This window comes from Roseivirga sp. BDSF3-8 (genome assembly GCF_041449215.1).
Lineage (GTDB): Bacteria > Bacteroidota > Bacteroidia > Cytophagales > Cyclobacteriaceae > JBGNFV01.
The window spans coordinates 306371-332987 of sequence record NZ_JBGNFV010000001.1 but is presented as its reverse complement, the minus strand read 5'-3'; the positions used below and the strand labels follow the sequence as shown (position 1 = coordinate 332987).

The window sequence follows — 26617 nt, the reverse complement described above, 5'->3', positions numbered from 1 at the left end:
TGATGGTATACTTCGCCAGCTCATTTACGAAAGCTTTGTTTACCTCTCCGGCTTTGTGACGCTCCCCACATTGTGAAGTACAGTGGTAATAATAGTAATACTTATTGCGGCCTTTGCTTGCACTACCTGTTAGCATCCGTGTGCACTTAGGACACTTCAAAAAGCCCACCAGCGGTATGTTTTCGTGAGTGACTACCTTTGTCTTACGTTTAGGTCTTCTGCCTTCCAGTATCTCCTGCACTTTATAAAATAGCTTTTCGGATACAAGGCCTTCGTGCTGGCCATTAATTATTCGGGCCTCTTCATCCTTATACTGGTGAATGAATATCTTCCCACAATACACCGGATTCCGTAAAGCATGGTAGAAGGCATTTTTACTACACTTAAAGCCGATCTCCTTCCGGGCTAACTTTAGTACCTGCTCACTGGAATAGATTTCCTCTGCGACGCGTTCAAATATCCACTTGATCTGGCTGGCCTGCGGCTCCCTGGGAACAATCACCTTATTACCGTTATCGTCGCGGGTGTTCTTGTAGCCTCGTGGTGCTGAATGGCAGTATCTACCCTCTTTCTTCGCTCTGCGCATGCCGTGCAAAACATTCAATGCCCTGCGGTCGTTTTCTACTTCCGGAGCGGCCAGGTAGAAAGCCAGCATCATTTTGTTTTCCGGGATGTTCAGGTCTAAAGGCTGCTCTATAGCCTGCGGTTCTACTCCTAATCGTCTGAGCTTACTTATCATCATATAAGCATCACCGGCATTGCGGCTGAACCTGTCCCACTTGGTGAAAAGTACCAGCGTGCTGCTTAGCCGCTTGCGGCTCTTCAGGTAGTTTAGGTAGTGTGTCCATTCGGGGCGCTCGAAGCTCTTGGCCGAATGGTCTTCAAAGATCACCTTCCCGGGTATCAGGTTATTTATCTCGCAGTACTTCAAAAGCATTTCTTCCTGGTTACGCTGGCTGTAACCTTTGTCTGCCTGTTCGTCGGTGCTTACGCGTATGTATAAATCAGCTGTTGTCATTTTTCAGTACGGTTGTGACAGCTATTTCAGCTATCTCTTTCATTAAATTAAGAAGATTACGGCAGGTATCCAGATCACGGTGAATACCCTTTTCACTTAGTGCCTTCTGTACCTGCCGTGGTGTGAGGTGTTTTCTGCCAGCCATACGCCTAAGGGTTAGCTTATAAGCTGGCAGAACCTTTACCTATTTGCTCAGCCCTTACAATCAAGATGGGAATCGGGCAATTTGTAAGATGTAATTCCTTCGTCCTGGAAGGAATAGTAGCCATCCAGTGTAATAATGAGATTGTCCAGTAATCTGATGTCCAGAAGCTTGGCTGCGTTTTCCAACTTCTTACCCACCGCTATTTCAGCATTGTCCGGCTTACTGTCTCCTGATGGATGGTTATAGGCGACAATCATGCTGGTAGCTCCTGATTTGATAGTGGCAGCAAATATCTGCTTGTAATCGATCGGTACGGAAAACGCAGAACCGGAAGCAATATTAACCAGTCCTAAGACCCTGCTTTTCGTGTTCATCAGCAGTACCTTATACTGCATCACCATTTCAATCTTCTCGTGGTCCCAGCATTTTAATAATAGCTGGTAGGCATCCCATGAGTTATTAATCTGAGGCCTTTCGTTCGGGTTAACGGTGTTCGAGTAGCTAAGCTTAATTTCGGTGATGTTGCTTAGTTCTTTGGCTGTTATATCCATAATCAAAATCGTTTGATAAGTGAAAAATTAATTATGGGGCCCGCTTACGGTTACGGCCGACTCAGGGCCAAAAGGAATCGGAATAAATGAAGGGTATGCGGGCGGGGCTGTGTTTATGCCGAAGTCTTTTGGCCAGACAGGAGGCCTAACCGGATATTTGCGCCAAATTGATAGAGAATGAATTAAGGGATGAACCTTGCAAAAGGAAAAGGACAGTCTTTTGAGTAGGAAGGTATGAGAGTAGAAGCAGGTAAGGAATCCGGAAACCCGGGAGAAAGAAGCAGTAAACGGCGTAGTGCCGTTATCAGGCCCGCCTGAGCCCTTCGTGTTTGATGAATTGGAGGGGAATGTTGGAGAGAGTCTTTAGGCCGCATTTGTCGCCTTCAAGTTCAAGATCATAGAGTTCGGTATCTCCTGTAATCTTGGTGCCGGTCACAACGGCGCGATGAATAGCCTCAGGTAAAATTACGGATACCTCCTGGCCTAGAATCAGGGTAGCTTCTTGCGGCAAGGTGTAGCCAGTGCTTTCCCAGTACTCGCTAATCGCCTCCTGGTAGAGCTGCAGCAACTCAGGCTTACCTAGCCCCTGAATAGCTTGTTTTAGTTTCATTCGTGCATTCATAGTCATTGATAAATTTAAACACTTACAATATAGGCCTAATTAGGCCTTTTTGTCAAGCCTTAAATCAATGACTTTTGACTGTGGCTGATAATAAACCAAAATTAGCAAAGCAATTTGCTGCCAGACTCAAAGAGAGGCGTAAAGAACTGGGCTTAACTCAGGCCAAAGTAGCTGAAAAAATAGGTGCAGATCTTAGGGTTTACCGTAAGATTGAGAACTGCGAGACAGTACCGAATGTGATTTTAGCCTATAAGGTTTTAAATGCGCTTAATCTAACTTTAGAGGAAGCTTTGAGGGATTAGCCTTTTAAACAATATTTTTTAATTTTGGTAGACGCAGCCAAAATCACTTTTCCGGGTGGCAATTTATTTGGAGAAGGCCGAAAACGGGCTATAACAAATTGACTGTCAATTACTTTTGCTTGCGCAAATTTGCTAAAAGCAGGTAAAATACTGCTCTTTGACGTACTGATTTTGAGAAAAAGGCCGATAGTAAAAAGCATGTTTCTCACTAGCTTACAGCCACTTAGCTCCAAAATCGACTTCGTGAGCTACATCCACTACAATAAGGATTGAAACGGCCTGCCTCCTTAATTGGAACCCAACCTTTTAGCACTTCGTGAGCTACATCCACTACAATAAGGATTGAAACATTCCATAGTCTGAGCTTCTAAAACAACCTTTAAAGCTTCGTGAGCTACATCCACTACAATAAGGATTGAAACAATTATAAGCATGTTATACACTAATCACGAAATCACTTCGTGAGCTACATCCACTACAATAAGGATTGAAACAAGAACTTCGTCACCAGTGTTAAATGGTTAGAGCAGGCTTCGTGAGCTACATCCACTACAATAAGGATTGAAACTTTTTCAGACGAAGCAATTCTAGGTTCTGTTGCTTCTTCGTGAGCTACATCCACTACAATAAGGATTGAAACAGGTTAAAGTTTTCAAAAACATGGTAATAGAACCGCCTTCGTGAGCTACATCCACTACAATAAGGATTGAAACGAGATCACGGTTGAACTTCTCTACGCCCTTCTTTTCTTCGTGAGCTACATCCACTACAATAAGGATTGAAACGAGATCACGGTTGAACTTCTCTACGCCCTTCTTTTCTTCGTGAGCTACATCCACTACAATAAGGATTGAAACGTGCCGGCACTGTGTCTGCGATCTTTTCCAGTTCGCTTCGTGAGCTACATCCACTACAATAAGGATTGAAACTACGGACCATTCTCAAACAATAGCCAATCTGCATTACTTCGTGAGCTACATCCACTACAATAAGGATTGAAACAGCATGAAGCTGCAGAGGCCTACGAGGACGCGGAGCCTTCGTGAGCTACATCCACTACAATAAGGATTGAAACGTTGTTAGTAGGTCCTTCCTTCGAAAGGCTCACCTGCTTCGTGAGCTACATCCACTACAATAAGGATTGAAACAAAAGAACCTAGAACGAATCAGATGATACTACCTACTTCGTGAGCTAGTTGAGCGCAACCCCGGTTCCACTACAATAAGGATTGAAACGTAATGCTACTGTATCCCTCCAATCATAATCCAATCTTCGTGAGCTAGTCGGACGCGACCCCGGTCCATTACAATAAGGATTGAAACTGGCGGAGCCATTCCCGGTGGGCAGTCTGAGAGCTGCTTCATGTGCTAGTTGAGCGCAACCCCGGATCCACTAAAATAAGGATTGAAACGCCAGCTTCCCGGACGCTGGCCCAGCTCGTGCTCGACTTCGTGAGCTACTTCCACTACAATAAGGATTGAAACTTAGCTGTTTTCATATATATGATGGAATTGTAAGCTCTTCGTGAGCTAGTTGAACGCAACCCCGGATCCACTACAATAAGGATTGAAACTTTTCTCTTGCCCCCCTTCGGACATCATAATTCATACTTCATGAGCTAGTCTGTTTGACTCCGGCCCATTACATTGAGGCTGTAAAAGGTCAAATTTGAATGCCTATGCCCCTGGATGGTGGCTACCTGGCATTCTTAATCAGCGATGAAGGTATATATTGGGCTTTGAATGATTACTAAAAATGTATATTTTGCTACTCGTTCTGACAAAAGAAAAATTTTACTGCTAGCGGGCGATGAGCCCCGTATTTACAACCAGCTGAAATACTGACCTACACAATCTTCCTTTCTGCGTGGGAAGTCTTAGTAGGTTAACTCAGGTCATCTTTCAGATTAGCCCGATTGGGCGAATACGGGTAAGCTACGCCCATTTGCTTTTTAATGGAGAAAGATGAAAAAATACAGAGATCGAATATTTGCAAGATCGCGGCAATTTCGCCAGCAAAGTTTAACCTGTCCCTTACTGCAGGCTAGGCAGATTGCTAAACTTCCCCTGTCACAAAAATCATTGTATTTTGTCATATCTTAATTTATGAAGCTTAAAAAGCCCCTAAAGGCCTGCTAAGCACTACTCAAAAAATTTATCGATATGATGAAAACCAGAAAAGAAAACTTCGACAGTGTCAGGCAATACGGCCTGAAAAATGTACACGCAGCCGGATTATTCGGTGGAACCGGAGATGGCGGAACCACTGGCAGCAGTGGGGGCGGTGCTGGGGAATCAGAAGACCCGCCACCAATTTGGATTGATGATAACTCCAGTGCTCGTATGAGTACACCCATACCAAGTTAATATGAAAAAGATAATACCAGTTATTTTTATCAGCCTATTAATGGTAGGCTGTATGAAAGACAATTTGGAGGAAGAGCTTTCCAGCTCTTCCCCAAAAAACGAGTACATCATAGTAGATGAGTTGCTCAACAGGGCGAAAGCTAATTTTGACACTGATCCTGATAAAGCATTAGAGCTTGCTCAAAGTGCACTAACTCAATCTGAATCCTCCTTCTACCTTAAAGGCGAACAAAAAAGCCACAATGTATTACACTGGCTTTATCTCAATAAGTTTGATGACTATACTAAGGCTGGCAACCATCATGAAGCTTATAAACGAGTCACAGAAGAGCTAAAAGAAACTAAAGATTTGGCCCTACTAAACTATAAAAAGGGCTATACACTCTTTAAAAGTGAAAAGCTTACTGAAGCCGTTCCATACCTATTTGAAGCAAGAGACCTATATCTTTCACAAGGGGAATTTCAAAAAGAGGCTTATGCTCTTTATGCCATTTCCAAAGTCTTTGACAAAGTTGGTAAATATGATGATGCCCTCAAATATTTAAATAAGATATACTTTGAAGAAGTAGATGACTCTTTTTTGTGGACAGTTTATCAACTTCAAGGGATACTTTATTCCAACATTGAAGAATATGAGAAGGCTCAAAGTAGCTTAAAAAAATCCTATACGATAGTTTCCGTATTCAATAATCCGAACGCTAAAATAAAAATTTTAAATGCCCTATCTTATCCAGCCATAAAACTGGGTAAGTACGAGTTAGCCGATCAATACCTTTCCGAAGGTTTAAAGTTGGCCCAACATCATAATAATACTGAATTACTAGCAACCCTATACCTTAAAAAGGGATATCTGCTTGAAAATTCTATTGGGTATCGCGAAGCCATACCCTTTTACGAAATGGCCTACACAATAGCCTCAGAAAATGGCATTACAGACGTTCAACTGAATGCCACGCTAGACTTATCAAATTGCTACTTTCACCTCAATGAATATAAGGAGTCAGTTACCTACTCAAAGAAGGGAGTTCTTCTCGATGAAAAGGGGACCTCAAATATCATTCACAGCTTGTATCATAATTTGAGTCTTGCGAATAAGCTTTTAGGTGATTCAATTTCCTATTATAAGTTTCAAAGTAAAAAGGATCAGGTACGAGTAAAGCAACTCAACAACAGCCAATATGTTGGGGTGCATAAAGCTGAACTGGCTTACCGGGATAAGGTCCATACAAAGGAACATGAGGCATATATCGAAAACATTCACCACGAAATGGCTGAAAGCGAAAGACGCTATGACTTTTATACCCTATGCCTGATCGGATTTTTTGTCCTTGCCATTTTGGTAATGGTCCTTTACAAGCCCTACCGGCTATATATGGACAACTCCAAAAAGGTATTAATTAGAACCGATGATTTACAAAGGGCATTTCAAAAGCGCTTAGCAGGCTATTCGGCTATATTTCCCACCCTTAAGGAAAAGAAAGTACCAGGACCTCCCGATGAGCGGGATATCCATAATATGTGGGACCGCCTGAACAAAAAGAAAAATAAGCGTAAAGGTGGTAACCCTGACGATGAAAACGAATCGGGTAAGGATAATGACTAATAAAGCAGCTGACTCATGGATTATTTAATGGAGGATATCATTTTGCTTTTAATGGGCGCTGCCTTATTGTTGGTCATTTTTGCTAATGTGCTGGTCATTAGCCGGATGAACCGCATGACGAACGTTTGCCACCATAAGCTTAATGAGGCTTTAGTGGCATTAAATGTTATGCAGGTGCCGTATGACAATAGATATATCCAGCAGGTTATCTTTCAGTCAAAACGACAAAATCGCAGGCAGATAGCTCATCAGGTAGAAGACAGGATCATTAAGCGGTTTGAAAACCTGATATTGCTTTTAGGTGGCATCTTTGACGAACTATCTCCTGATAATACAAAAAGCCATCAGTATTTTAGCGATCTGGTGGATGAAGTTGACCGCGGGGGCAAAGTTAGCCGGTTGCTTAAATCTTGCCTGGCCTCGGACACGTTTATAAAATACGGCATTTCGGGGGTACTTGACATATTCTGTGTTTCGATGATGCAAAAGGATTTTGATGACCTTGCTTTCACCTGCAATGATAAGGAGCGTCGGCTTATGCTGGAATTAGAGGAAGAACTGATAGTGATTTATCTATTAATCTTTATCTATTATGCCTTTGACCGGACACCCTCTGCTATCAGTATGGACCTGTTTTTTGGAGACGAAGAGGTCACCTTTACCATAGAAGATAATGACCCTGATAGTACGGATGGCCTCAGCCTACAGTACTCCTCATTAGACCATTGGCCGGATGCACTCGAACAAGCCTATACCTTTGCAAGGTTATACGGTGGCATGGCAGGTGCGGATCCTGCATTTTCCAGCGGGCTTAGGTATCGTATAGTGGTGCCGTATCAGCCGGTAAAAAGGATTTCTGAGAGCGGGTATTAATCCTCCGCACGACCTGCAGCACCCACCACCCCGCCGTTTCTTGTTAAGCCGCCCCCATCGCTAAGGGCGGGACTAGGGCAAGGCTTTTGGTGAAAAGTTTACCCGAAGGGGACAGTTTTCGCCAAAACCCCAAAGGGCACCGGCCTTGCCACTGTGCCGCCCGTGCATACCGTTGGCGGAGCAGGAAGCGGACGGGGGCTGATATCACTCCGCGTTAGGGGCTGAGCCATTGTCGGAGCCCGGAATGGCTTTTGCGGGTGGACTGGCGACTGGTGAAGGCCCGCCCGCAGGGAACGCCCAAATACTTATCATCCTGAATTACAGGTTTTTGCTTCTGCTCTTCTTTTTCTTCCTAAAACCATAGGCTATGTCTTCATCAGTATACCCAGTGGTTAAAACCTCTACCAATTCCTTTAAACCTGATAAATCCGGCGTTTTAAAGCTTACAGGCTTCATGCTAAAGGCCCTGTCTCTGTTACTTTCTTTAATTACTAAAGCTACCAGCTCCAATACTGGTTTGCCTTCCATGCGGTTTATTATAGCATTTACGCTGTACTCTTTACCTAAGTCACTGCCTTTAAAAGCGGTCCTGGTAACATTGTCCACGAAGGTAATGCCATAGGTCAGCCCCTCTGCGTTTGTCCTGTAAAAGACTGCTATTCCCTTCTTTTTCAGTGCTTGTTGCAGGCTCTCCTTTGTATGTAGCTGATTGTGGGCTAATACCTGATCAATGGCCCCTCTCAAACGCGGGATGTCTCTTTTCCTGAGTTCTTTATTCCTGGCAAAGCGTTTTTGCAGGTTCTTTAAGGTAGGCTTTGCTTGTAAAGCACTTGCCTTGATAGGCACTCCCAGCTTTTGTCCTTCATCGTCTGTGATGCTGTAGACCAGACCCCCGTTTTTATACTGGTGGGTGCCGGGTTCTCCACGACTTGCGTTTATATTGAACTGGCTCAGTATGGCATTTAGCTCCGGCAGGCTGGCGTACTTATAGTTCTTTACTACTTGCTTTACAATGTCTCCTATGGTAGTTTTAGTCTCCCCTTTACCGTATTGGGCCTTTTCAATGTGCAAAGGCTTTAGCGTTTTAGGCTTTTGCTCTTCGGCTTTTACCAACCTGAATTCCTCCTCAATCCCCTTCCTGGCTGCTTCTGATTTGGTCTTACCCAGGTTGTGCATATTGATGCGGCTTCCGTCGGCGCGGATGTTGGTCGTGACCAGGTGAATATGTGGGTGGCTGGTATCAAAATGACGGTAGACGAGGTAAGGCTGATCGCCGAAGCCTATTTGCTCCATGTAGCTATCCGCGATGGCCTGCATGGTAGGGGTGTCCACCTCATCATTCGCAGAGAAGCTCAGGGAGATATGCACGGCATTGGTTTTGGTGCGCTGGTTTTTATGGGTAAGCTCAGTAAAACCTCCCAGCTTATCGTAAAAGCTAAGGGCACCGGCCTCATCCGCATAGCCATTGGCTAAGATAAGACTGGCTGCACCCTTTTTCACTTTCTGCTCATTGTAGTTAAGCATGCCCTGAATGCTTTTTCCTGTACTGATCTTTGCAATCATCTTTTTAGCAGGTGACTAATTCCTTTTAATACGGTGATTACCTGGGTGTGTGCCTGCTCGTATAGGTGTATGATTTTTTCTGCCTGTGCCTGTCTTAAAGCCGGGCTGTCCTGCCTGTGGAAATAGCGCACCATCTGGTTGATGTTTACCCCAATCTTGCGCAGGTCATTGCGTAGCCTGATCAGCTCAGCCCTGGCTTCGTCCTGGCTGGCATTGCGGTAATCCAGAGTAATACGCCTGTGAAATAGCAGGTGCCTTACCAGTTCACTTATTGACCTGTGGCAGTGACTTTTTGAAAGCATTTGCTTCAGCTTCTCCTTTTCGGCCTGGCTCATGCGAACGTGCACACGGGCCTGCAGGGGGTTCTTTTTCTCCCTTTTCATAGCCCACTTATTCGAGTTCCGAGAATGAATTTACCCACGTGCAACTTCGGCAGCACATTTGGGTAATTCACCAATTGTCCCACAATTGTACATCTTGCTGATTGCACTAAAGGCAATCTGAATCCTATTGAAAATTGAGGGCTTTGAGTTGAGGAAAGTGAGGCTTTGAAATGATTGGGATGGGTTTCGTAAGCTTTCGGCTGCAATAGGCTTAGCCCTTCTGATTGATAAGCCAAGGGCCTGTAAGTGCTTAGGATATTTTGACCTGTTGGGAATGCACTTTTAGAGTGGGTTAGGTAATGGTACCTTTCTTTTATCAGCTTCATGTCTGTTAGGTTTGATGAGCTGATAAGGTGGGGAGGGGAGTAGTTAGATGTTCACAAGGGGGGATCTTATGGTATGGATTTTAAATCAGAAATATATTAAAGCGTATTATAGCAGGTTGTTTTTATTGAAAAAAAAGAAGATTTACTATACCTTTACTTATTAATAAAAATTTTTAAAAAGCTATGAAAATTAATATGCTTAAAGCATTTAATGGTGATTCTATCCACATTTTTTTTAAAGATAGTGAAGGTGTCTTACGAAACATTTTAATTGATGGAGGTCCAGGAAACACCTACCAATTTAAAAATAAGAAAGACAAACAGGAAGCGGGTGAGCTTCAGAAACTTATCAGAGATATAAAAAGTAAACATCAAATTATTGATTTACTTATCCTGACCCATGTAGATGACGATCATATTGGTGGCTTGCTGAAATGGTTTAAAAATGATAAAGAGGCCAAGTATCTAATAAAAAAAGTATGGTTTAATTCCGGGCGGCTTATCTCAGAATATTTTGGAGAAGAAAATACCGAAGAGAATGCCCTTTCTTTGGGTGACGCAACAGGCCTGGACACTAGTATAAGACAAGGTGTTAAGTTTGAAGAGTTCCTGGAAGAAAATGACTTGTGGGAGAGGCGCTTGATACATTCATCTAAGAAGCTAAAGCTATTTGACTTTAAACTTACTTTTCTTTCTCCCGACATAGATAAACTAAAAGTCCTCTTAGGGAAGTGGGAAAAAGAAGCTCCCATTACGGAAACATCAGGTAAGGATGATTACGGTTGGTCTTTAGAGAAACACATTCAAGAGGATTTCTTCAAAGAGGACACGTCCGTTCACAATGGCAGTTCAATAGGCTTTATACTCGAATATAACGGCAAGCGAGGGGTGTTTCTGGGAGACGCTCATCCGAACCAAATAGCTGAGTGTCTTCGTTCTTTGGGGTATAGTGAACGAAAGCCATTGGAGGCAGAATTTCTCAAGGTATCTCATCACGGCAGTAAGGCCAATACGAACTATGAATTATTGGAACTGATTGATACGGATAATTACATCATATCCTCCAATGGAGACAAACACCAGTTACCTGATAAGCAATGCCTGGCAAGGATTGTAAATCACAATAATAAAGCGAAGATTTACTTCAATTACCCTGAAAAAATACCTGTGATTTTCAAGGATGAGGACTATAATGCCTTCCCTGATTTTCAAGCCATGAGTGCCGAAAATGGCTTTACATTATGACGATAGATCAAGCCAGGGAATATACCGTAATCGTTAACGGAGGCAGCGGATGCTTCTTTCAACCGGCCGACCCGAAGGCTACCTATATCCTTACGGCAAAACATAATATTGTAAATGCAGGTGACCGGATTACTGATTTAACGCATTTTCAGTACCAAAATGATCATTGGGAAATATTTACTATTCCTTTTGACAACTTGGAAACAGGCGTTAACTATTTTCCGCACCCAGATAAAGACATTGCCATAATAACGGTTCCTAGAATAGAAGGCTTGAATGCCCTTTATAAATTAATCGACCTGGATACTAATCCTGAGGAATTTTGGCTATTAGGTTACCCTGAAACCAGACGAAATGGATCACCCGATTATAAAATTCAATGGTTTCGATCCGATAAAGGAATTGGCATCCTAGGTACCACCGAGAATGCACGCAGGGAAGCGCACATTCCAGGAAATCCTGATCTGGGTGAAGTACGAGGCCATTCTGGCGGGTGTATTTTAAAAGATGCCGGCAACAAGCTGTATTTGGCAGGAATACAAAACAGTATGGCCCAAGCGGTAGATGAGCAGTTAGGTAGAATAGAGTTTACGCCAGTTGAAATTTTCAATGAGATAATCGAGGAGCATCCTGATAAGCTTTCTCTTTTATTCCCTTCCTACTTATCCAGTTTCGATTTTCTAAGAGGGGAAGCGTTCGATTTAAAGGCTGGCCTTTCCCAAGACAATATTAGCTACACCAAAGGTTATCTCCAGCATAAATGTAAAGAGGTAATCGACAATGAATTTACACCTATTGGTATCAAGAATTTTTTTCAAACTAGACTGCTCATAGACCAGAATAAAGGAGAGGAACTGGAAACAAAAAATATCTGGATACTCTGGCTTGAGTTTCTGACCATATTAAATATTGTGAAGAAGCAAGTACACACTGTGGATAACTTGTCCGATATTTTTGATCAGTATCGCTTGTTGTTTTCTGATACCAATGGAGATTGGTGTCATGAAATACCCAAGCTTGTATATTCAGATTACAAGGGGTTAAAAAAAGGTGGCCTCGTAATAGTAGGGGTTGAAAAACCACCGGAAGATGAAACCTATATTATCGACGGGTCTATACCTCTTATTGCACAGGTACGAAGTACCCAGGATCGTGATCAATTAAAGATCGATGATGGGTTCGGTTTTCCCTTTGATGAATTCAAATTCATTCACATCGATTTCTTTAAAAAGGAAAGCATTATCAAACGACACCAGGAATATGCAGCAATCAATAAAGACCAGGATTTGCTGGACAAACTAAGGGTAGTATATGGAGAAGTCTTTACCGATTAAAGAGCGTTTTGAAGTTGTGATGAAAAGGTCTTTTCCTGAATTAACCTTTTACCATCATATAGAAGAGATGAAAGGGCAGATCAATGTCTTCTTCATTGAACTTGCTGATGAAAAAACGCTGGGAGAGCTTTGGGAAAAAATACGCAATGTTATAGCCGTATATTACCAGAATCATTTAGAAACAGATTTTGAGCTTTGGAACATCTATATCATCTTCGTCTTACCTGTAGCAGTATCCAATGAACTGAAGTATAAAATTGAAAATGATCAGTTATCCAGCCGAAAGATTGTGGTGGACAACTTTGAGCAAAAGATGGACGATAAAACCAGAGGAGTGCTGTTGTCTACCTACATCAATAACGATTTATTTCTGCCCCAAACCAGTGGGGATACGCAGAAAAGGTCAACGGAATATACCTCTGACTCTAAAGTCTTTTCAGTTATTAATGCACCTGGTAAGAACAATAAAGGAAAAAATCAACTTCAATTCCTTTATACCAACCTTTTAAACAAATTGAAAAATGAAGATACAGAAGGTTGAAATACAAGCATTCCGGGCTTATGATAAAGTTGAAAACGGAACCTTTGACTTTTCAACGAAGTCCAATGAGGTTGCAGATTTTATTTCCATTTATGCACCAAATGGCTTCGGTAAAACTTCATTTTATGATGCGGTAGAGTGGGCTTATACCAATCGTATCAGCCGGTTCGACAGAAAGGACAAATTTAATAAAGCGCTTGCCAAATCAGAAAGGGACATTCAAACCCAAGGTTCTGGAAGGCCCAGACAATGGATTATCAGGAATAAGTTTTCTGAACTTGAAGAGGGATTTGTGAGACTTTATACCACTTCCAGGGAGGAACCATTTACGAATACTGTGCCGGTTGTAGGAAAGGGCAGTTCGGATTATAAATTTGGAACTCAGAAACGAACAGATAAGAAAGAATACTTCCATGAAGTTCTTTTATCTCAAGACTTTATCGATGCCTTTTTGAAAGAAGATGATCCTCATTCCCGCTACGAAAAGTTTATCCAATCCTTTGGTGATATTGACCTGGATAAGAAGTATAAAACGGTAGTTGACCTGATTAAGATCAACGATGACAAAATAAAAGACATCACTGATCAATTGAAGGGCATCCAATTAATATTAAAACTGGATTTTGACAATGAGCTACTGTCCAAAATCAACTTATCTATTGAGGAGTTCAATGCCAAAGGTGAAAACCTACCCAAAGTAGATGCTCATTTTGGCGAAAAGGAGGTGCTTGGGCTAGCTAATCTTATAGCTGAAAGAAAGAATGACCTGAAGGCGGAAATTGACAGCTTAAAACAGAAGGAAAATAAAGTTGACCAAGCTGTAAGTGGTAGAGCAAATGAACAGCTAGGTACGGAAAGTTACTTTGAGACGAAAGAACAATTGGCCGATCTAAATTCCCAATTGGAGAAGTTACGAGCGCAAAAAGATTTACTCAAAAAACACGAACAAACACGTATTCAGCTCTTAAATCTGGAAAAAGAATTGGAAGAGCGATTGGAAGAGGATAAAAACCTGGCAGAATTAATTAGGGCTTTTCCTACTTTTGCCTGGCTGAGAAAAAAGATAACTGAGGAAGAATCACAAATAGACAATAATAAGTACGAGATAAACAAATTAAAGACAGTTTTAAACGATATCCTTAGAAACAGGGGGGACTTAAATGCTAGAAAAAACACCCAACAAACAGACTACCAAAAGTTATCTGACAGACTTAATCAATTACCTGAGGTATTACAAAAGCTATCGGGCTTAAATAATGAACTGAAAGCCACAGCGGACTCGAAGGACAAGCGAGTAGAAGAATTGGAGAAAATGAAAGATTCTATCAGTAAGAAAGAATCGGATATACTAGCCTTTTCAGCCTTCAAAAAGAATATGGAAGATGATATTCTTCCTACGAAGAATCATGAATACTATAAGGAGTATGGAGAACTTATTGAAGCTCTAATCGCTGTAAAAGACGAACTAAAGGAGGTTCAAGCAAATCTTGAGAAGGCTCAAGGTCGTTTCGCTGAAACTGATTCCATGAACCAGGAACTCAAAGAGTTGATTGAGCAAGGAGCCTCTATTGTCAATCGCAATCAATCTTCCTCTTGTCCGCTGTGCCAACAGCAATACCAGAGTTTCACGGTTTTGGCCGAAAGAATTTCGAATAACCCACTGCTTGGGAAGCAGATTAGCGAATTATTGGAAGAAAAGGGGAGATTAGAAGTAGGACAAAACCGGTTACTGAAACTAATCGAAGAAAGAAAGGGTGAACTTGTAAGTAGCATTGATAACGAATTAGAAAAGCGTAGAGCCTCTTTAAAGACTCTAACTGAGCATCGCGATTCAATCAGCCGCTCCCTAAGTGAGTTAAATGAAAGACTACATTTATTGAATAGCCAGATAAGCGAAAGCCTACAGATACTAGGTTTGTCTGATCATCCTTCCGAAGACTTTGAAGCCAAGCTCAGGCAGGAAATAGCAGAAGTCAAATCTGCCTTGGATAAAGTACTCAAATCTCTAGGAAAATCGTCTGTAGCAGAGAAAAAATTTGAAGAAAAAATTCAAGTTCTGCAGGATCGGATAAAGCGATCTGAAGAAAAAATTCAGGATTTTAAAAATGAGCCTACTTACCCACGATTTATCTCATTTCAAAAAGACCGTTTGATGGATGATCTTCCCTCACAACAAAACCTGGACGATAGCAAAGAGGCTTTGAGATTAAAGATAGAAAGGATCAGAAATCAATTAACAGAATTTAAGACTACTCTTGAGGGTCTCGATGAAAAGTTGAAAGGTATTGTGAGGGATGAGGTTGAAAAGTACATATCTGAATCGGAATCTATAAGAGAAAACTTAAGAACTAAGATTCTCTCCTTTGAAAACCTGCTGAAGTCGTTTCTGGATATTTCCTTATCAGGTTCGTCCGGGGAAGAGCTGCTCAAAACACTCGAAAATGAGAAAAAGGAGATTCTGGCGACCATCAAGCTCGCAGACGAGAAAATAATTGATCTCACCAAAATCGATGCCTATCGGGAGAACGTAGTCCCATTTCTCAAGTATCAGGTAAGCCTAAACAAAAGTTCAGAGCTTGAAGCCGAAAAGAAATTCTTGACTAAAGTTGTGAGTAAGCAGTTAGAAGAAGAACGGAATCGGATATCGGAATTTATCCATCAGCAGGTGGAGTCCTTTTTTTACCAAGGCTTGATCAATTCCCTCTATCAGAAAATAGATCCCCACCCTTCCTATAAAGAAATATCCTTCAAGTGTGACTTCTCTACAAAAAAGCCAATGCTCAATATTTTTGTGAGCGATGATACACAAAACACGATTGTGCCAACACTTTACTTTAGTACCGCACAATTGAATATATTAAGCTTGAGCATTTTCCTGGCCAAAGCTTTGAATGTTAAGAATGAAAAGGGAGAACCGGTCGATTGTATTTTTATTGATGACCCTATCCAATCCATGGACAGTATTAACATTCTTTCTACTATTGATCTCTTCCGGAGCATTGTGGTGAACCTCGGCAAGCAGATTATCCTATCTACCCATGACGAAAATTTCCAGAACCTCTTAAAGAAGAAAATCCCGGCCGATTTATTTCCGGCTAAGTACTTAGAATTGGAGACTTTCGGAAGGGTAAAAGCTCCAAAAGATCATGGAAGTCCAGGAAAGCAACTGGCCGGAGCCTGATTTTCAGACTAACCAAAATGGATTATTGTTAAAGGTTTCCCAGTCTTTTTGCAGTGCTTCGGTCAAGGCCGCTATCTCCGGTGTTTGATACTCGTCTGGAAGTTTCATCACATAATCCAAAAGGTTATAGCAGGTGGTAAACTGCCCGCAGGCTACCAGGTTTTTCAGACGGTTAAGTTTTCGGTCCTTTTCATCAAACCAAAGGGTAGTGCCGGTATCCATTGCAATTTCGGCAGCATCAAAGACCTTTTCGCTGGGTTTGGGCAAAAAAATCCTTTCGGCCACTTTCATATTTTTGGTGCGCTCGTCTGATTCTGAACGCAAAAACTCATCCCTGGTAAGTTCATAGATCAGGGAGGTAATTCGCCTGTTTTCCAGCTCATCCTTAGCAAAAAAGAGGTTGTAATTGAGCCTGCGGATCTGTTTCAGGAATACCTCATTCACCATTTTACTCCTGAACTCAGGCGTTCTTTCAATATCCGACTAAGCAGGCTAAACCGCAAGCGGCTGAAATACTCGAGTTTGCCACGCAGAAACGAAGGCAACAACTTATCGTGAAGGAAATTAAACGTTATGGTTAGTATTGTTAAGGATAACTTACTCAACAACCACAAACCTCAGAGTATGGCTGATGGAATACTGCACACCCAGGCCAATACCACAAGGAGCGTGGACCGGCCAGGATCAATGCCGGCTTTTAGGCCAAAACCATAAGAGTATGATTGTTAAACTTGTAAAGAGAATAGCAAAGATCAGTAGCTTTTTACGCGTACTCCATTTTCGTCATAGGCTGAAAATGGAACCACTACCCTTGCTATAAACTTCATCTGACTTATCCCAGGGTTTCATCTTGTATGAAGATACATCACATACCAAAATCAGGTCAAATTGCCGGTTGCCTTTCTTTCTCCTTTTATTGGCATTCATGATACTTCCAATGCCCTGGTTGTCTACTATACCGCCATCCATCAGACCTATACCGCTGTGCATATAGTCCAGAGACTTTAGCTTTTGATAATCAGGATCGTTATAGTCTGCGAAGAAATTATCTGGCATGATCATCAGTTCAAAGCCCAGGGGAAAGCCAGAAGAGGCAGCCATTGCCAAAAATCCTGGTAGAATCGCTGAAGGCTCTTTCCATTGCTGGTTTGGGCCGAATAAGCTGCTCCTACCAAAGTTCCTCCGCTAACCGTACTGAGGCCTTCCACCCGCATTAGCAAAGGTTATTGTTTAAATTGGACTTGGTTGAAATAGCTTAATTTGCCCAGGTTAAAAGAAGCTGCTCGGTACCCTCCACCACTAAAGCAGAGTGCGATTTTATATAAAGGGTCTAATTCAGGTGCTTTCAGAGTTTTTTATTAACTTAATTATGTTAAAAAATATACTCATTTTTAGAATGGAATATGCGCCTTTTAAAACAGTTAGTTCTTACCCAGAATGTGGGGGAAAACCGTTGCTTGATGTTTGTAATAGCTTGTGTAATCTTTCAAAGAAGCCGCTTACGAAAATCTTATTACAACCAACTAATGAAGCACTTACGCCACATTCACAGATTGGAAGATGGTAACAACAACAAAACAGCAGGCTGAAAGAGTCTCTTTACTAAGCTGTGTTGATCGGAAATATCCTAGTTAATGACTTATTGATGAATAAGGTAAAAATTCAACATACAGACGCTGTTAAGTCTGCTTTAGATAATTCTCTTACTAAAAATAGATCAATAGTTGTTCGTGTGTTTTTACTAAAATTGTATTATTAACTTCAATCGATAACTCTTTATTATGGTTGTATCACATTTAAGTGAGCATCGATTCTGGGAGATTGTCAATGATAACAAGAAGTTTGAATTGATGAGCTATCTGCTCATGGCTGCCGTACACCCCCAACTACAGTGGCACAAGACACCTGAGACCAGAGATGGTAAACGCGATGGTATTGCTATGTCAGAAGGTGCAAGATTCTATTTTGAATCAAAGCACTTTGAAGAAAATACCAAGAAACTATCCCATGAAATGGTGGGGGCATCAATCAACATAGCCATTGTTGAAATGGCTGATGTTATTTGGATTTTAACCAATGGCCTTATTCAGAACGATCTTCTTAGGTTTATTCAAAGTCATAATGAAATTCATAATTGGATTCTGAAATCTCCTTTGGCCGTTAAAACAATGAACGGACGACAGTTTTTACACCTTTTTTTGAGTTACCCGATGAAGTTGTATTTTGAAAAGCTGGAAACCATCTCCTTGACCGGCTACAAATCAAAAACTCCATTGCAACTATCAAACAAAGTACAAGAATTTCAAGATAAAGGTGCTGTAATTCTCAGAGAGATAGAGTTACTCAAAAAGAAGGAGACTTTTCTTGATAGGTCTCCGCTTACCATAAAAGCACTGTTAGAAGATCAAGTTGCTGATGTCTTTAAGGCTGATATTTTAAGAAATCTTATTGTAGCCAATCTCACTATTGCCAAAAATAACTTCCAGGTACCCCATAAATCAGAACTTATTGTGGGTGCTGGATTTGAAATACAATTACATGTGCAAAATTACTTTTCCGATAGCCTCAACTGGAAACTCGAAATTATCCCCCAGGGGCTCATCCAATTAGGAAACGGCCTGAAGATTGATGAGGGAAAGCGCATATACTTTTTAGAAGCGGTTACACCTGCATCGACCGAGAGAGTAGTGTTTATACCTGCAAAAATACAGCGGTTTCCTTTCAAAGGCTTGGCATGGAAATTACTGGTTGACAATCATGAGGTATATTCATCTTATCTCAACCTCAATGCGCGAAATCCGTTGTTTTTCGCCCCTTTTATAGGAGAAAATAACATAATAAACATCGGACTCTTCAATGAGAAGATAGATCGGGTATTTCTTGAAAAACGCTTTTTCTTTGCTCTGGTTTCTGGCAGGGCTGGAGTGGGAAAAACAAGGTTCATTGAAGAGGCAATGAACCACACGGAACATTACCCCCACATGAAATTGCACATTAATGTAATTGCCACTGAAGGGGAACTAAGAATTATCGAGAAAATGATCTGTTTCTGTCTTGGACTTAGTGAAGGTTCATTTGTTGGCCTAGCAGATCGGGTATTGGCGAGGTTTGCCAAAGAATCTGAATTTTCAGACATATTCCAGAATAAAGCTGATTTTGAGGCATTCATGAGCTGGGCCAGGAAAATATCTTCCTTTGGTGAGAAGAATATTCAGACACATGAATTAAAGATTATCGCTTCATTCTTAGTCAAAGTGCTTTCGGCTATAGGGCAAAAAAAGATGGTCGTATTGATTATAGAAGACTTGCATTTGGCCAACAGGTCGTTGATCAACTTTCTAAATTTTCTTTACAACGGCCTTAAAGCTGTTCGTTGCAAAGTGGCAATCATTTCGTCAGCCCGTACGGAGATTAAAGAACGGAATAGTGCATTCATTGAATTTCAGTATAATGTCAAATCTGACCCTACCTATTCGATTATAGATGTTGAAATAGAAGAGCTATCTGATAATGACGCAACTAGTTTGGTCAATGAGTTAATTGTGCTCGAGTCAAAATATCATAATTCCTTGGTTGAGCAGATTAGAGAGAAAACTGGAAATACACCATTCAACATAATTCACACTATTGTACACCTCAGGAACATTGGTGTAATCCATGAAAAGAACCATCGTTTGGAATGGCATGATGTTCATAAGCTCGAAGGTGTGGTCCTTCACCATGAGGTTAAGAAATTACTAGATGCTCGCTTTGATTACTATTTGAAGAATACAGATATAGGCCATGATCTAATGGTGCTAATGCATATCGTCAGCCTTTTGGAAGCAAGTATTTATCTAGATGATCTGCGTACAATTGCTAATTTGAAAAATTTTGAACAATGTCTGGAATTGGCCATTGATGAAAGACTGATCAATGTGAGGGGGCTAAAGGTGTTCTTTTCTCATGAAAACCTTTTCAACTACATCTCGGAAAACCAATCTGCTGATGCCAAAATTGCGGCAGGCCGGATATTGAGTTGGCTAAAAAATGAGCCAAATGTTCAAGATCGCCATGGAATACAAGTAAGATGCCTTAATCAGGTTTTCCCCGATGAACAGGAAATATTCTATCCATCTTTACTATCATATTTTGCCAAAGCCCAACAGGCCGACGATTGGAAGAAAATGGAGCGTTATGGTCAGCTAATACTCGACCATAGAGTTGATTTGATCCCTGGGCTGGAATTAAAATCATTTAGTGCTCGGTATGCACTTTGGGAGATTCGTTCTGAGACTTACCCGCTAGATGAGGTCATTAGGTCTTTTGATACTTTAGCTACCGAAATCAAAAGGCATCTTTTAGATCATCAGATTACAGTGTCTGCTGATGGGTATTTATCATTTAAGATGTTGGAATTCAACTGCAAATTGAAATGCTCAGATGTTGTGATCATGGCGAGTGAATATCGTGATGGTCAAGTGAGGTTGAATGTTCTGAAAAAGGAATTACAAAACATTGTTGCCAACCAAGAAGACGCTAATAAGGATGAAGCTAATGAAATGCTCATCTGGACATTGAACAGGCTTGGTGTGGCTCAAAGGGGTTCTGGCGAAATCCTGCGTGGTTATAAGACCATGGAACAAAGCCTGGAAATGGCTAAAAAGTCTGAACATCTGTATTACATACATCATAACTATTATGACATGGCGGGTTGTCAACTTTGTATGAACGACCTGGACAAAGCAATAGAGTTACACGAAAATTCCTATAATAAATCGGTTCAGATTGATTTGAATGCCAAGTCAAGAACCGCCATTCGTTATGGGATACTGTTGACCCTGAAGGGAAAACTTGACGATGCAGCAGCGGAATTTGAATCTGGTATTGCCATCGCTCGCGAGAGAAATTATAGTTGGGAGTTGACACGGGGCCTAATTAACCTGGGAAACATGTATATGCTTAAGGGTGATCAGGACTTAGCCAGAAAAACCTATTTCACCGGCCTTCATTTTATCGACTCTCACAAAGCTAAGGCTTTGGAGTTATGCTTGCATAACAACCTGAGCATTCAAGATTTATTTGAATTTCAAACGGGGAACAACACAAATTCATTAGAAAACGCCCTAGCCTACCTAGAAAAGGTTTGTGATTGTTTGCTTTTCTCTGGGTCGATTGATGTTCACAGACTAAGCAGGTATGAGCAAATCGCCATCATAAATTTATTTCGAATGGAGCAGGTAGAGAGCATAAAGCTCAATCCTCAGTTTAAGAAAATGACAGGAATTCAAAAGACACTTTCTATCTTCAGACCCGTCCTTGATCAAATAAACTATCCGGAATTTTATAAGCTCTTTGAATACAAAATGGGCCATGATACTTTTCTACTCATGTTCATGAGTTTCAGTTAGCAGTGTCAAAGAATTTCTTGATACTACTAATAACTTTATCTACTTCTTGTTCTTCCATATTTGGGTGCAAGGGAATGTTCAATGCAGTCTCCTTAAGTATTTCTGTATTTTCAAGCATTAGTCCATTCATATAGACTTCATTTAAATGAATGGGGAAGAATCTAAGGGTAGTATAAATATCTTCTGACAAAAGAAAATTTGCCAATTGGTCGCGCTTAGGTGTCCTTATAGTATAAGTAAAGTAGGAGTGCTGGCTATTATCAAACTCCTTTTCAATAGGTAAATGAAGCTCGTTAATGTTAGCCAATTCAAGGTGGTACCTCGTCCATACTTCCTTTCTTCGCTGTTGTAGCACGGGAAGTTTTGCCAATTGGCCAAGAGCAACGCCTGCACTTATGTCAGAAGGCTTAAATTTGAGAGAGGCTTCTCTTGCCCCCAACTCCCACCATCGGTCTTTGTTGCCACGCATTTCATAACTGGATTTTCCCAGTCCACAAAGCCTCAGTTTCTTAGCCCTTTCAAAGTGCTCTTCACTTGAAAATGCTATACCACCTCCTTCTCCCACCGCTAGGTTTTTCATGGAGTCAAAACTAAAGACACCAATCTTTCCAAGTGTACCGCACCTACGGCCCTTATAAGTAGAGCAAACGGCATGGGCAGCATCTTCAATAATAGGGTAACCCAATTCAATAATTGGATTCATGTCTACCGATAGCCCTGCATAATGAACTACCATTATAGCGGAGGTTTTTCTGGTGATTTTTGGTTTGATGGTTTCCACAGATACATTCTGAGACTCAATTGCCACATCACAGAACACTGGCTCAAAACCGGCTAATTTTATGGCATGAGCGCAACCCACCCAGGTAAAGGAGGGACAAATGATTTCTGACCCCGGTTCCAAACCCAACAGTTGACAAGCGAGAAATAGCCCATTGGTAGCATTGTCAATCATAGTAAAATATTGGGTAGACAAGTCTGAAGCCATAGAATCTTCAAACTGTTTTAACTTAGGCCCTCCACCCAGCCATTGATTTTCTATAGACTGTCTGACATGTTCAAGTTCCTCCACGCCAGCTTTTGAACTAAATACTCTGATCATTTTGCTTTTCGATTAATTATTTCCTCAAAGCGGAACAGATTAAATGCATCATCAAAAACCAGATCCGTTGAGTTTGCTCTGTTTTCAAACCAGTAAAGGTTGTCTTCAAGGCTGTTATAATAGTCGGGGAAATAGACAATGGGGTATCTTAAATTGAGATGATTGAAGGGTAAAACCGCTAACAAATCAATTTTTGTTTTTTGATAATAAGCTGGTGTCTGCTTTAGGTAAGTTGAGAAGTCGAATAGAGCGATTTGTTTAATACCACTGTATTCTTTGAAGGCTGTGATCGTAGCTTCTGAATTCTTTCTATTGAGGTTGAAGAAGTACGCTCGTTCTGGTAGCTCATTTCCGTTATTTGAAAAACGCTTTAGAGATATCTCAAATACTTCTTTGGTTTCATCTTCGATATGATCCTTCCATTTCTCGAAAAGTTTTTTCTTGTCTTCTTTGACCTTTTTGTAGCGGTCTTCGCCCGATGCAGCCGTTTTATGATAACCTATGATGTCTGGAGTAAAGTAATTACTAAAGCCAGCTTGTTGAAAACGAAAGCAAAGGTCAAGGTCTTCTACACTGGTATGATAGGACTCATCGTACGCTCCCACCGAGAGCAGGGAATCTCTGTGCATAGTAGCAAGGGCATCGGACCCGGCCTGTAGCTTTTTAAATTTAGTAGCCGGCTCAAAATCAGGGGAGGACATTCGCCAGGCATTGAAACAATACCCTTTTCCAAAATAAGCTCCACAATGCATCAACAGGCCATAATCAGGATATATTAACCTAGCACATAGCATACCAACCTTGTCATAATTATTGAATATGCTTCTTGTTACATTTAACCATTCCTTATCAAGCAGGATGTCCGTATTGATGGTTGTGATGAACCTTCCTTTGGCAGCATTAATTCCCTTATTCACAGCACCGGAAAAGCCCAAATTTTTCTCGTTAGATAAAAGTTGAACCCCTTCTGGCAGCTCTTCTGATATTTTCATATTAGGATGGCCGTCATCCACCACTATTACTTCACATTGTTCATCTAAAGTCCCTAGTAGGGTAGATAGGAGGATGGTGAGAAGCTTTTCATTGCCAAAAACCGGAATGACAACTGAGTTTTCAATCATGGATAATAAAGAGTTATCCTTTATTGGGAATCCGAGCACGATCCAAACTCAAAGCCGTTCCTGGGGTGCTTTGTGCTCAAGATTTGTTGCTGCTTGGCACTGTTAACGTGAGTGTAAATCTGTGTAGTAGCGATAGAGCTGTGCCCTAAAAAGTGCTGGATATATTTAATATCCACATCCTCCTCCAAAAGCAGGGTAGCGAAAGTGTGCCTAAACGTATGAGGAGTAATATTTTTGTCGATAGCCGCCAATTGAGTATAACCTCTGATAAGCCTGCGAATAGATTGGTCGGATAGCCTCCTATCTAACCTGTTAATGAAAAAATAGCCGCTTTGCTCTATCTGCTCTTCAAAGTACCGCCGGTATTCACATAGAATTCTAAGCACACCAGGATTACACACTTGAATTAATCTTTCCTTACTGCCTTTTCCATTAATAGTTATCACCCCGTTTTGGAGGTTAATGTTCTTATCCTTTAAATCACAAAGTTCAGATACTCGAATTCCCGTTGCAAATAGTAATTCCAATACTGCAATGTCCCTGAGTTTAGTTAAATAGTCACCATCTGATGTAGTCGCCTCCTTAGCAGTGTAAGCTGCTTTGAAGATCTTTTGAACTTCGTGGGTACTCATTAGATTAGGTAGCCTCCTGGGTTCCTTAATTTTTACCCGAAGTTTGCGAAAAGGGTTAACCATAATTATATCTTCAAACTCCAGGAAATTGAAAAATGCTTTAAGAGTGGCCAATTTGCGTTTGACCGTCTTGGGTTTAAAATGGGCTATGTACTTCAAATAATCTTTCAGGACGTATTTGTCTATTTTCCCAATCTGACTATCTGATTTGTAGTTCTTCAAAAAGGATTGAAATTGCCTGAGATCGATGGCATAAAATTCAAGCGTCTTAGCCGAAAGGTTTTTTTCAAACTGACAGTGATCCAGGAAGTATTCTTGTGCTTTTGCAAAGGTCATAAATCATAGGTTTTTATATGAATGACCAATATATCCCTCACTTGACGAATTACTAACCCATTACCAATGATGGGTGCTCTAATGTTCCGAACCTAAGAATAGCTTTCATGTTCTTTTGTTGTTTGCTCATTCCTAATTATAATGCCCTATATTCGCAAGTGACCGAAAATCCCCCTCAAAATGGTTCGAGAAACGCACCAAGTGGATCACATCCTACTTATCAAATAAGGTTAAAAGCCACTGGAATTTAGTTTCCAGTGGCTTTTTTCATTTTTCTTAAACCAGTTTAACCCGTTTCATTTCAATAAAAATGCACTCTATTCGGTGCCCTGATTTTCTTTCTATATTAGAGGGGGCTGAATGGGTTATAAACAACTGGTATGCAGTTGATTGAAGTCATTTTATTTGAAGCTTTTTACCTCGATTTGGTAGCTCATTCGATGCATTGACAAAAGGTGATTCGCCGAAAATGTTTCACCCAAATGCAATCGAAATGGATACGTTCCGAGTCACTTCTTTTAATGAACCGAGGTCCATTCAGATCGACTATGCGTTCAGCTAGCTCACGAAGCTGACGACTGATTACAATATACGATGAGATACAACGGTTTCAATCCTTATTGTAGTGGATCCGGGGTCCATTCAGACCGAGTATGCACTCAACTGCTCACGAAGCCGGCTCGAGGATGGCCACACCACCAGGTACTGGATGTTTCAACCCTTATTGAAGTGGAACCGGGCTTGCGTCCAAGTAGCTCACGAAGCCGCCGTCTACATAATCCACGCGGATAAGCCTGTAAGTTTCAATCCTTATTGTGGTGGAACCGGGCTTGCGTTCAAGTAGCTCACGAAGGCCTTTTCAATACTTGTTAGAATATCAATACTTTTATGTTTCAATCCTTATTATGCTGGAACCGGGTTATGCTGGAACCGGGGTTGCGTTCAACTGCTCACGAAGTAGTTGTTCGCCATGACGAAGCGTTCGCGGCCAATGTGTTTCAATCCTTATTGTAGTGGATCCGGGGCTGCGCTCAACTGCTCACGAAGCCTCTGATAAGTCGCCGTCGCTATCCTCTATGCGATCGGTTTCAATCCTTATTGTAATGGATCCGGGGTTGCGCTCAACTGCTCACGAAGACCGAGTTGTCAACAAGAACTTCAGGGTCGGCGCCGTTTCAATCCTTATTCTAATGGACCGGAACCCCGGACGGTTTGCTCACGAAGTACCGGCTTGGATATACTGAGATGTGCAAGGACGGCACGTTTCAATCCTTATTGTAGTGGATCCTGGGTTGCGCTCAACTGCTCACGAAGATCCCTCAGCGGGCACGCAAAGGAAAGCACAGCCAGTTTCAATCCTTATTGTGGTGGAACCGGGCTTGCGTCCAAGTAGCTCACGAAGTTCTCTTCCTGGATTATCTGCATGGCGTACAGGTCGTTTCAATCCTTATTGTGATGGACCGGAACCCCGGACGGTTTGCTCACGAAGTCCGATATCCTGCCGGAAGGTACTCCCTTCAAGGCGGATGATATGTTTCAATCCTTATTGTGATGGAAGTAGCTCACGAAGAAGGATTTTCTTTACAGTAACTAGTTCGAACGACCTGTTTCAATCCTTATTGTGATGGACCGGAACCCCGGACGGTTTGCTCACGAAGTGCCTCCTCCAGAAGGGTATAGCTGAACACGTCGCCGGTTTCAATCCTTATTGTGGTGGAACCGGGCTTGCGTTCAAGTAGCTCACGAAGTCCTATCACTGCCAGGCATTATTGATTCTTGAATATGTTTCAATCCTTATTCTAATGGAAGTAGCTCACGAAGTCCTTCGACAATCGGCCTTTCTCAGTCTTCACCTCAAGTTTCAATCCTTATTCTAATGGAAGTAGCTCACGAAGAGAAAAAAGGCCATCTTCTGTTAGACTGGCAAAGTAGTTTCAATCCTTATTCTAATGGAAGTAGCTCACGAAGAGAAATAGGGAAGG

At 41.5% G+C, this 26617-nt stretch carries 19 protein-coding genes, 1 pseudogene and 2 CRISPR repeat arrays (1 of these 22 only partly in view); of the genes and pseudogenes, 9 read left to right on the top strand and 11 right to left on the bottom strand.

The genetic code is table 11. The annotated features are described in order from the left end of the window. Positions 1 to 229: 229 nt before the first annotated feature. The 4 genes and pseudogenes from AB9P05_RS01125 to AB9P05_RS01110 form a co-directional block, all read right to left on the bottom strand. Positions 230 to 1018: pseudogene (locus AB9P05_RS01125) on the bottom strand (recombinase family protein); the annotation flags it as partial. Then, positions 1005 to 1163 carry a hypothetical protein gene (locus tag AB9P05_RS01120; protein WP_371906975.1) on the bottom strand — a complete coding sequence of 53 codons (159 nt, stop codon included), beginning with the start codon at positions 1161 to 1163 and terminating at the stop codon, positions 1005 to 1007. The pseudogene AB9P05_RS01125 and the gene AB9P05_RS01120, both read right to left, overlap by 14 nt. A gap of 47 nt (positions 1164 to 1210) precedes the next feature. Then, on the bottom strand, positions 1211 to 1714 hold the full coding sequence (locus AB9P05_RS01115) for a JAB domain-containing protein (RefSeq protein WP_371906974.1): 504 nt from the start codon (positions 1712 to 1714) through the stop codon (positions 1211 to 1213). A 304-nt stretch (positions 1715 to 2018) separates the two neighbouring features. Next, the gene (locus tag AB9P05_RS01110; protein WP_371906973.1) at positions 2019 to 2336 is read right to left on the bottom strand and encodes a hypothetical protein; all 318 of its coding nucleotides are present in this window, start codon (positions 2334 to 2336) and stop codon (positions 2019 to 2021) included. A gap of 80 nt (positions 2337 to 2416) precedes the next feature. Between AB9P05_RS01110 and AB9P05_RS01105 the strand changes: the two genes are divergently transcribed. The 4 genes from AB9P05_RS01105 to AB9P05_RS01090 all read left to right on the top strand — a co-directional run bounded on the left by AB9P05_RS01105 (position 2417) and on the right by AB9P05_RS01090 (position 7481). Next, a complete protein-coding gene (locus AB9P05_RS01105) occupies positions 2417 to 2638 on the top strand; it encodes a helix-turn-helix transcriptional regulator (RefSeq protein ID WP_371906972.1) in 222 nt (73 codons plus the stop codon). Between the two features lie 239 nt (positions 2639 to 2877). Then, positions 2878 to 4050: a CRISPR direct-repeat array (repeat unit 37 nt; unit sequence CTTCGTGAGCTACATCCACTACAATAAGGATTGAAAC). Between the two features lie 751 nt (positions 4051 to 4801). Next, a complete protein-coding gene (locus AB9P05_RS01100; RefSeq protein ID WP_371906971.1) occupies positions 4802 to 5005 on the top strand; it encodes a hypothetical protein in 204 nt (67 codons plus the stop codon). Between the two features lies 1 nt (position 5006). Further along, complete coding sequence (locus tag AB9P05_RS01095) at positions 5007 to 6608, top strand: tetratricopeptide repeat protein (protein WP_371906970.1); 1602 nt, start codon at positions 5007 to 5009, stop codon at positions 6606 to 6608. A gap of 15 nt (positions 6609 to 6623) precedes the next feature. Beyond that, positions 6624 to 7481: a hypothetical protein gene (locus AB9P05_RS01090; RefSeq protein WP_371906969.1), complete on the top strand. Its 858-nt coding sequence runs from the start codon at positions 6624 to 6626 to the stop codon at positions 7479 to 7481. 318 nt (positions 7482 to 7799) lie between these two features. Here AB9P05_RS01090 and AB9P05_RS01085 read toward each other — a convergent pair whose 3' ends face one another. Further along, positions 7800 to 9044 carry a relaxase/mobilization nuclease domain-containing protein gene (locus AB9P05_RS01085; protein WP_371906968.1) on the bottom strand — a complete coding sequence of 415 codons (1245 nt, stop codon included), beginning with the start codon at positions 9042 to 9044 and terminating at the stop codon, positions 7800 to 7802. Further along, positions 9041 to 9427: a plasmid mobilization relaxosome protein MobC gene (mobC, locus tag AB9P05_RS01080; RefSeq protein WP_371906967.1), complete on the bottom strand. Its 387-nt coding sequence runs from the start codon at positions 9425 to 9427 to the stop codon at positions 9041 to 9043. Before mobC ends, AB9P05_RS01085 begins: the two co-directional genes overlap by 4 nt. Positions 9428 to 9936: 509 nt before the next feature. Between mobC and AB9P05_RS01075 the strand changes: the two genes are divergently transcribed. From AB9P05_RS01075 to AB9P05_RS01060, 4 genes are read left to right on the top strand one after another with little or no spacing between them, the layout of a single operon-like run. Further along, positions 9937 to 10998: a ComEC/Rec2 family competence protein gene (locus AB9P05_RS01075; protein ID WP_371906966.1), complete on the top strand. Its 1062-nt coding sequence runs from the start codon at positions 9937 to 9939 to the stop codon at positions 10996 to 10998. Further along, positions 10995 to 12332 (top strand): ABC-three component system protein, encoded by a 1338-nt coding sequence (locus tag AB9P05_RS01070; RefSeq protein WP_371906965.1) that lies wholly within the window; start codon positions 10995 to 10997, stop codon positions 12330 to 12332. Before AB9P05_RS01075 ends, AB9P05_RS01070 begins: the two co-directional genes overlap by 4 nt. Next, positions 12310 to 12873, top strand: coding sequence for an ABC-three component system middle component 1 (locus AB9P05_RS01065; RefSeq protein ID WP_371906964.1), 564 nt, complete (start codon positions 12310 to 12312; stop codon positions 12871 to 12873). The genes AB9P05_RS01070 and AB9P05_RS01065 overlap by 23 nt, the downstream gene beginning before the upstream one ends. Further along, a complete protein-coding gene (locus tag AB9P05_RS01060; RefSeq protein WP_371906963.1) occupies positions 12854 to 16054 on the top strand; it encodes an AAA family ATPase in 3201 nt (1066 codons plus the stop codon). The genes AB9P05_RS01065 and AB9P05_RS01060 overlap by 20 nt, the downstream gene beginning before the upstream one ends. A gap of 3 nt (positions 16055 to 16057) precedes the next feature. Here AB9P05_RS01060 and AB9P05_RS01055 read toward each other — a convergent pair whose 3' ends face one another. After that, complete coding sequence (locus tag AB9P05_RS01055) at positions 16058 to 16501, bottom strand: hypothetical protein (RefSeq protein ID WP_371906962.1); 444 nt, start codon at positions 16499 to 16501, stop codon at positions 16058 to 16060. A gap of 336 nt (positions 16502 to 16837) precedes the next feature. Continuing rightward, positions 16838 to 17155, bottom strand: coding sequence for a hypothetical protein (locus tag AB9P05_RS01050; RefSeq protein WP_371906961.1), 318 nt, complete (start codon positions 17153 to 17155; stop codon positions 16838 to 16840). A 680-nt stretch (positions 17156 to 17835) separates the two neighbouring features. On the opposite strand from AB9P05_RS01050, the gene AB9P05_RS01045 reads away from it, so the two are divergent. Further along, entirely contained in the window at positions 17836 to 21444 is a 3609-nt protein-coding gene (locus AB9P05_RS01045) for a hypothetical protein (RefSeq protein WP_371906960.1), read from the top strand. Here the strand turns inward: AB9P05_RS01045 and AB9P05_RS01040 are convergent. Genes AB9P05_RS01040 through AB9P05_RS01030 form a run of 3 tightly spaced genes read right to left on the bottom strand, consistent with a single transcriptional unit; the run spans position 21437 to position 24635 of the window. After that, on the bottom strand, positions 21437 to 22546 hold the full coding sequence (locus tag AB9P05_RS01040) for a DegT/DnrJ/EryC1/StrS family aminotransferase (protein WP_371906959.1): 1110 nt from the start codon (positions 22544 to 22546) through the stop codon (positions 21437 to 21439). The two genes, AB9P05_RS01045 and AB9P05_RS01040, sit on opposite strands and share 8 nt — an antisense overlap. Further along, positions 22543 to 23667 (bottom strand): glycosyltransferase family 2 protein, encoded by a 1125-nt coding sequence (locus tag AB9P05_RS01035; RefSeq protein WP_371906958.1) that lies wholly within the window; start codon positions 23665 to 23667, stop codon positions 22543 to 22545. The genes AB9P05_RS01040 and AB9P05_RS01035 overlap by 4 nt, the downstream gene beginning before the upstream one ends. 20 nt (positions 23668 to 23687) lie before the next feature. Then, positions 23688 to 24635, bottom strand: coding sequence for a tyrosine-type recombinase/integrase (locus tag AB9P05_RS01030; protein ID WP_371906957.1), 948 nt, complete (start codon positions 24633 to 24635; stop codon positions 23688 to 23690). Between the two features lie 1711 nt (positions 24636 to 26346). Further along, positions 26347 to 26617: a CRISPR direct-repeat array (repeat unit 37 nt) (it continues 1446 nt past the right edge of the window).

Coding starts and splice junctions, on each gene's coding strand:
- AB9P05_RS01120 (WP_371906975.1), bottom strand. CDS start 1,163: ATGGCTGGCAGAAAACACCTCACACCACGGCAGGTACAGAAGGCACTA.
- AB9P05_RS01115 (WP_371906974.1), bottom strand. CDS start 1,714: ATGGATATAACAGCCAAAGAACTAAGCAACATCACCGAAATTAAGCTT.
- AB9P05_RS01110 (WP_371906973.1), bottom strand. CDS start 2,336: ATGAATGCACGAATGAAACTAAAACAAGCTATTCAGGGGCTAGGTAAG.
- AB9P05_RS01100 (WP_371906971.1), top strand. CDS start 4,802: ATGATGAAAACCAGAAAAGAAAACTTCGACAGTGTCAGGCAATACGGC.
- AB9P05_RS01095 (WP_371906970.1), top strand. CDS start 5,007: ATGAAAAAGATAATACCAGTTATTTTTATCAGCCTATTAATGGTAGGC.
- AB9P05_RS01090 (WP_371906969.1), top strand. CDS start 6,624: ATGGATTATTTAATGGAGGATATCATTTTGCTTTTAATGGGCGCTGCC.
- AB9P05_RS01085 (WP_371906968.1), bottom strand. CDS start 9,044: ATGATTGCAAAGATCAGTACAGGAAAAAGCATTCAGGGCATGCTTAAC.
- mobC (WP_371906967.1), bottom strand. CDS start 9,427: ATGAAAAGGGAGAAAAAGAACCCCCTGCAGGCCCGTGTGCACGTTCGC.
- AB9P05_RS01075 (WP_371906966.1), top strand. CDS start 9,937: ATGAAAATTAATATGCTTAAAGCATTTAATGGTGATTCTATCCACATT.
- AB9P05_RS01070 (WP_371906965.1), top strand. CDS start 10,995: ATGACGATAGATCAAGCCAGGGAATATACCGTAATCGTTAACGGAGGC.
- AB9P05_RS01065 (WP_371906964.1), top strand. CDS start 12,310: ATGGAGAAGTCTTTACCGATTAAAGAGCGTTTTGAAGTTGTGATGAAA.
- AB9P05_RS01060 (WP_371906963.1), top strand. CDS start 12,854: ATGAAGATACAGAAGGTTGAAATACAAGCATTCCGGGCTTATGATAAA.
- AB9P05_RS01055 (WP_371906962.1), bottom strand. CDS start 16,501: ATGGTGAATGAGGTATTCCTGAAACAGATCCGCAGGCTCAATTACAAC.
- AB9P05_RS01050 (WP_371906961.1), bottom strand. CDS start 17,155: ATGGCTGCCTCTTCTGGCTTTCCCCTGGGCTTTGAACTGATGATCATG.
- AB9P05_RS01045 (WP_371906960.1), top strand. CDS start 17,836: ATGGTTGTATCACATTTAAGTGAGCATCGATTCTGGGAGATTGTCAAT.
- AB9P05_RS01040 (WP_371906959.1), bottom strand. CDS start 22,546: ATGATCAGAGTATTTAGTTCAAAAGCTGGCGTGGAGGAACTTGAACAT.
- AB9P05_RS01035 (WP_371906958.1), bottom strand. CDS start 23,667: ATGATTGAAAACTCAGTTGTCATTCCGGTTTTTGGCAATGAAAAGCTT.
- AB9P05_RS01030 (WP_371906957.1), bottom strand. CDS start 24,635: ATGACCTTTGCAAAAGCACAAGAATACTTCCTGGATCACTGTCAGTTT.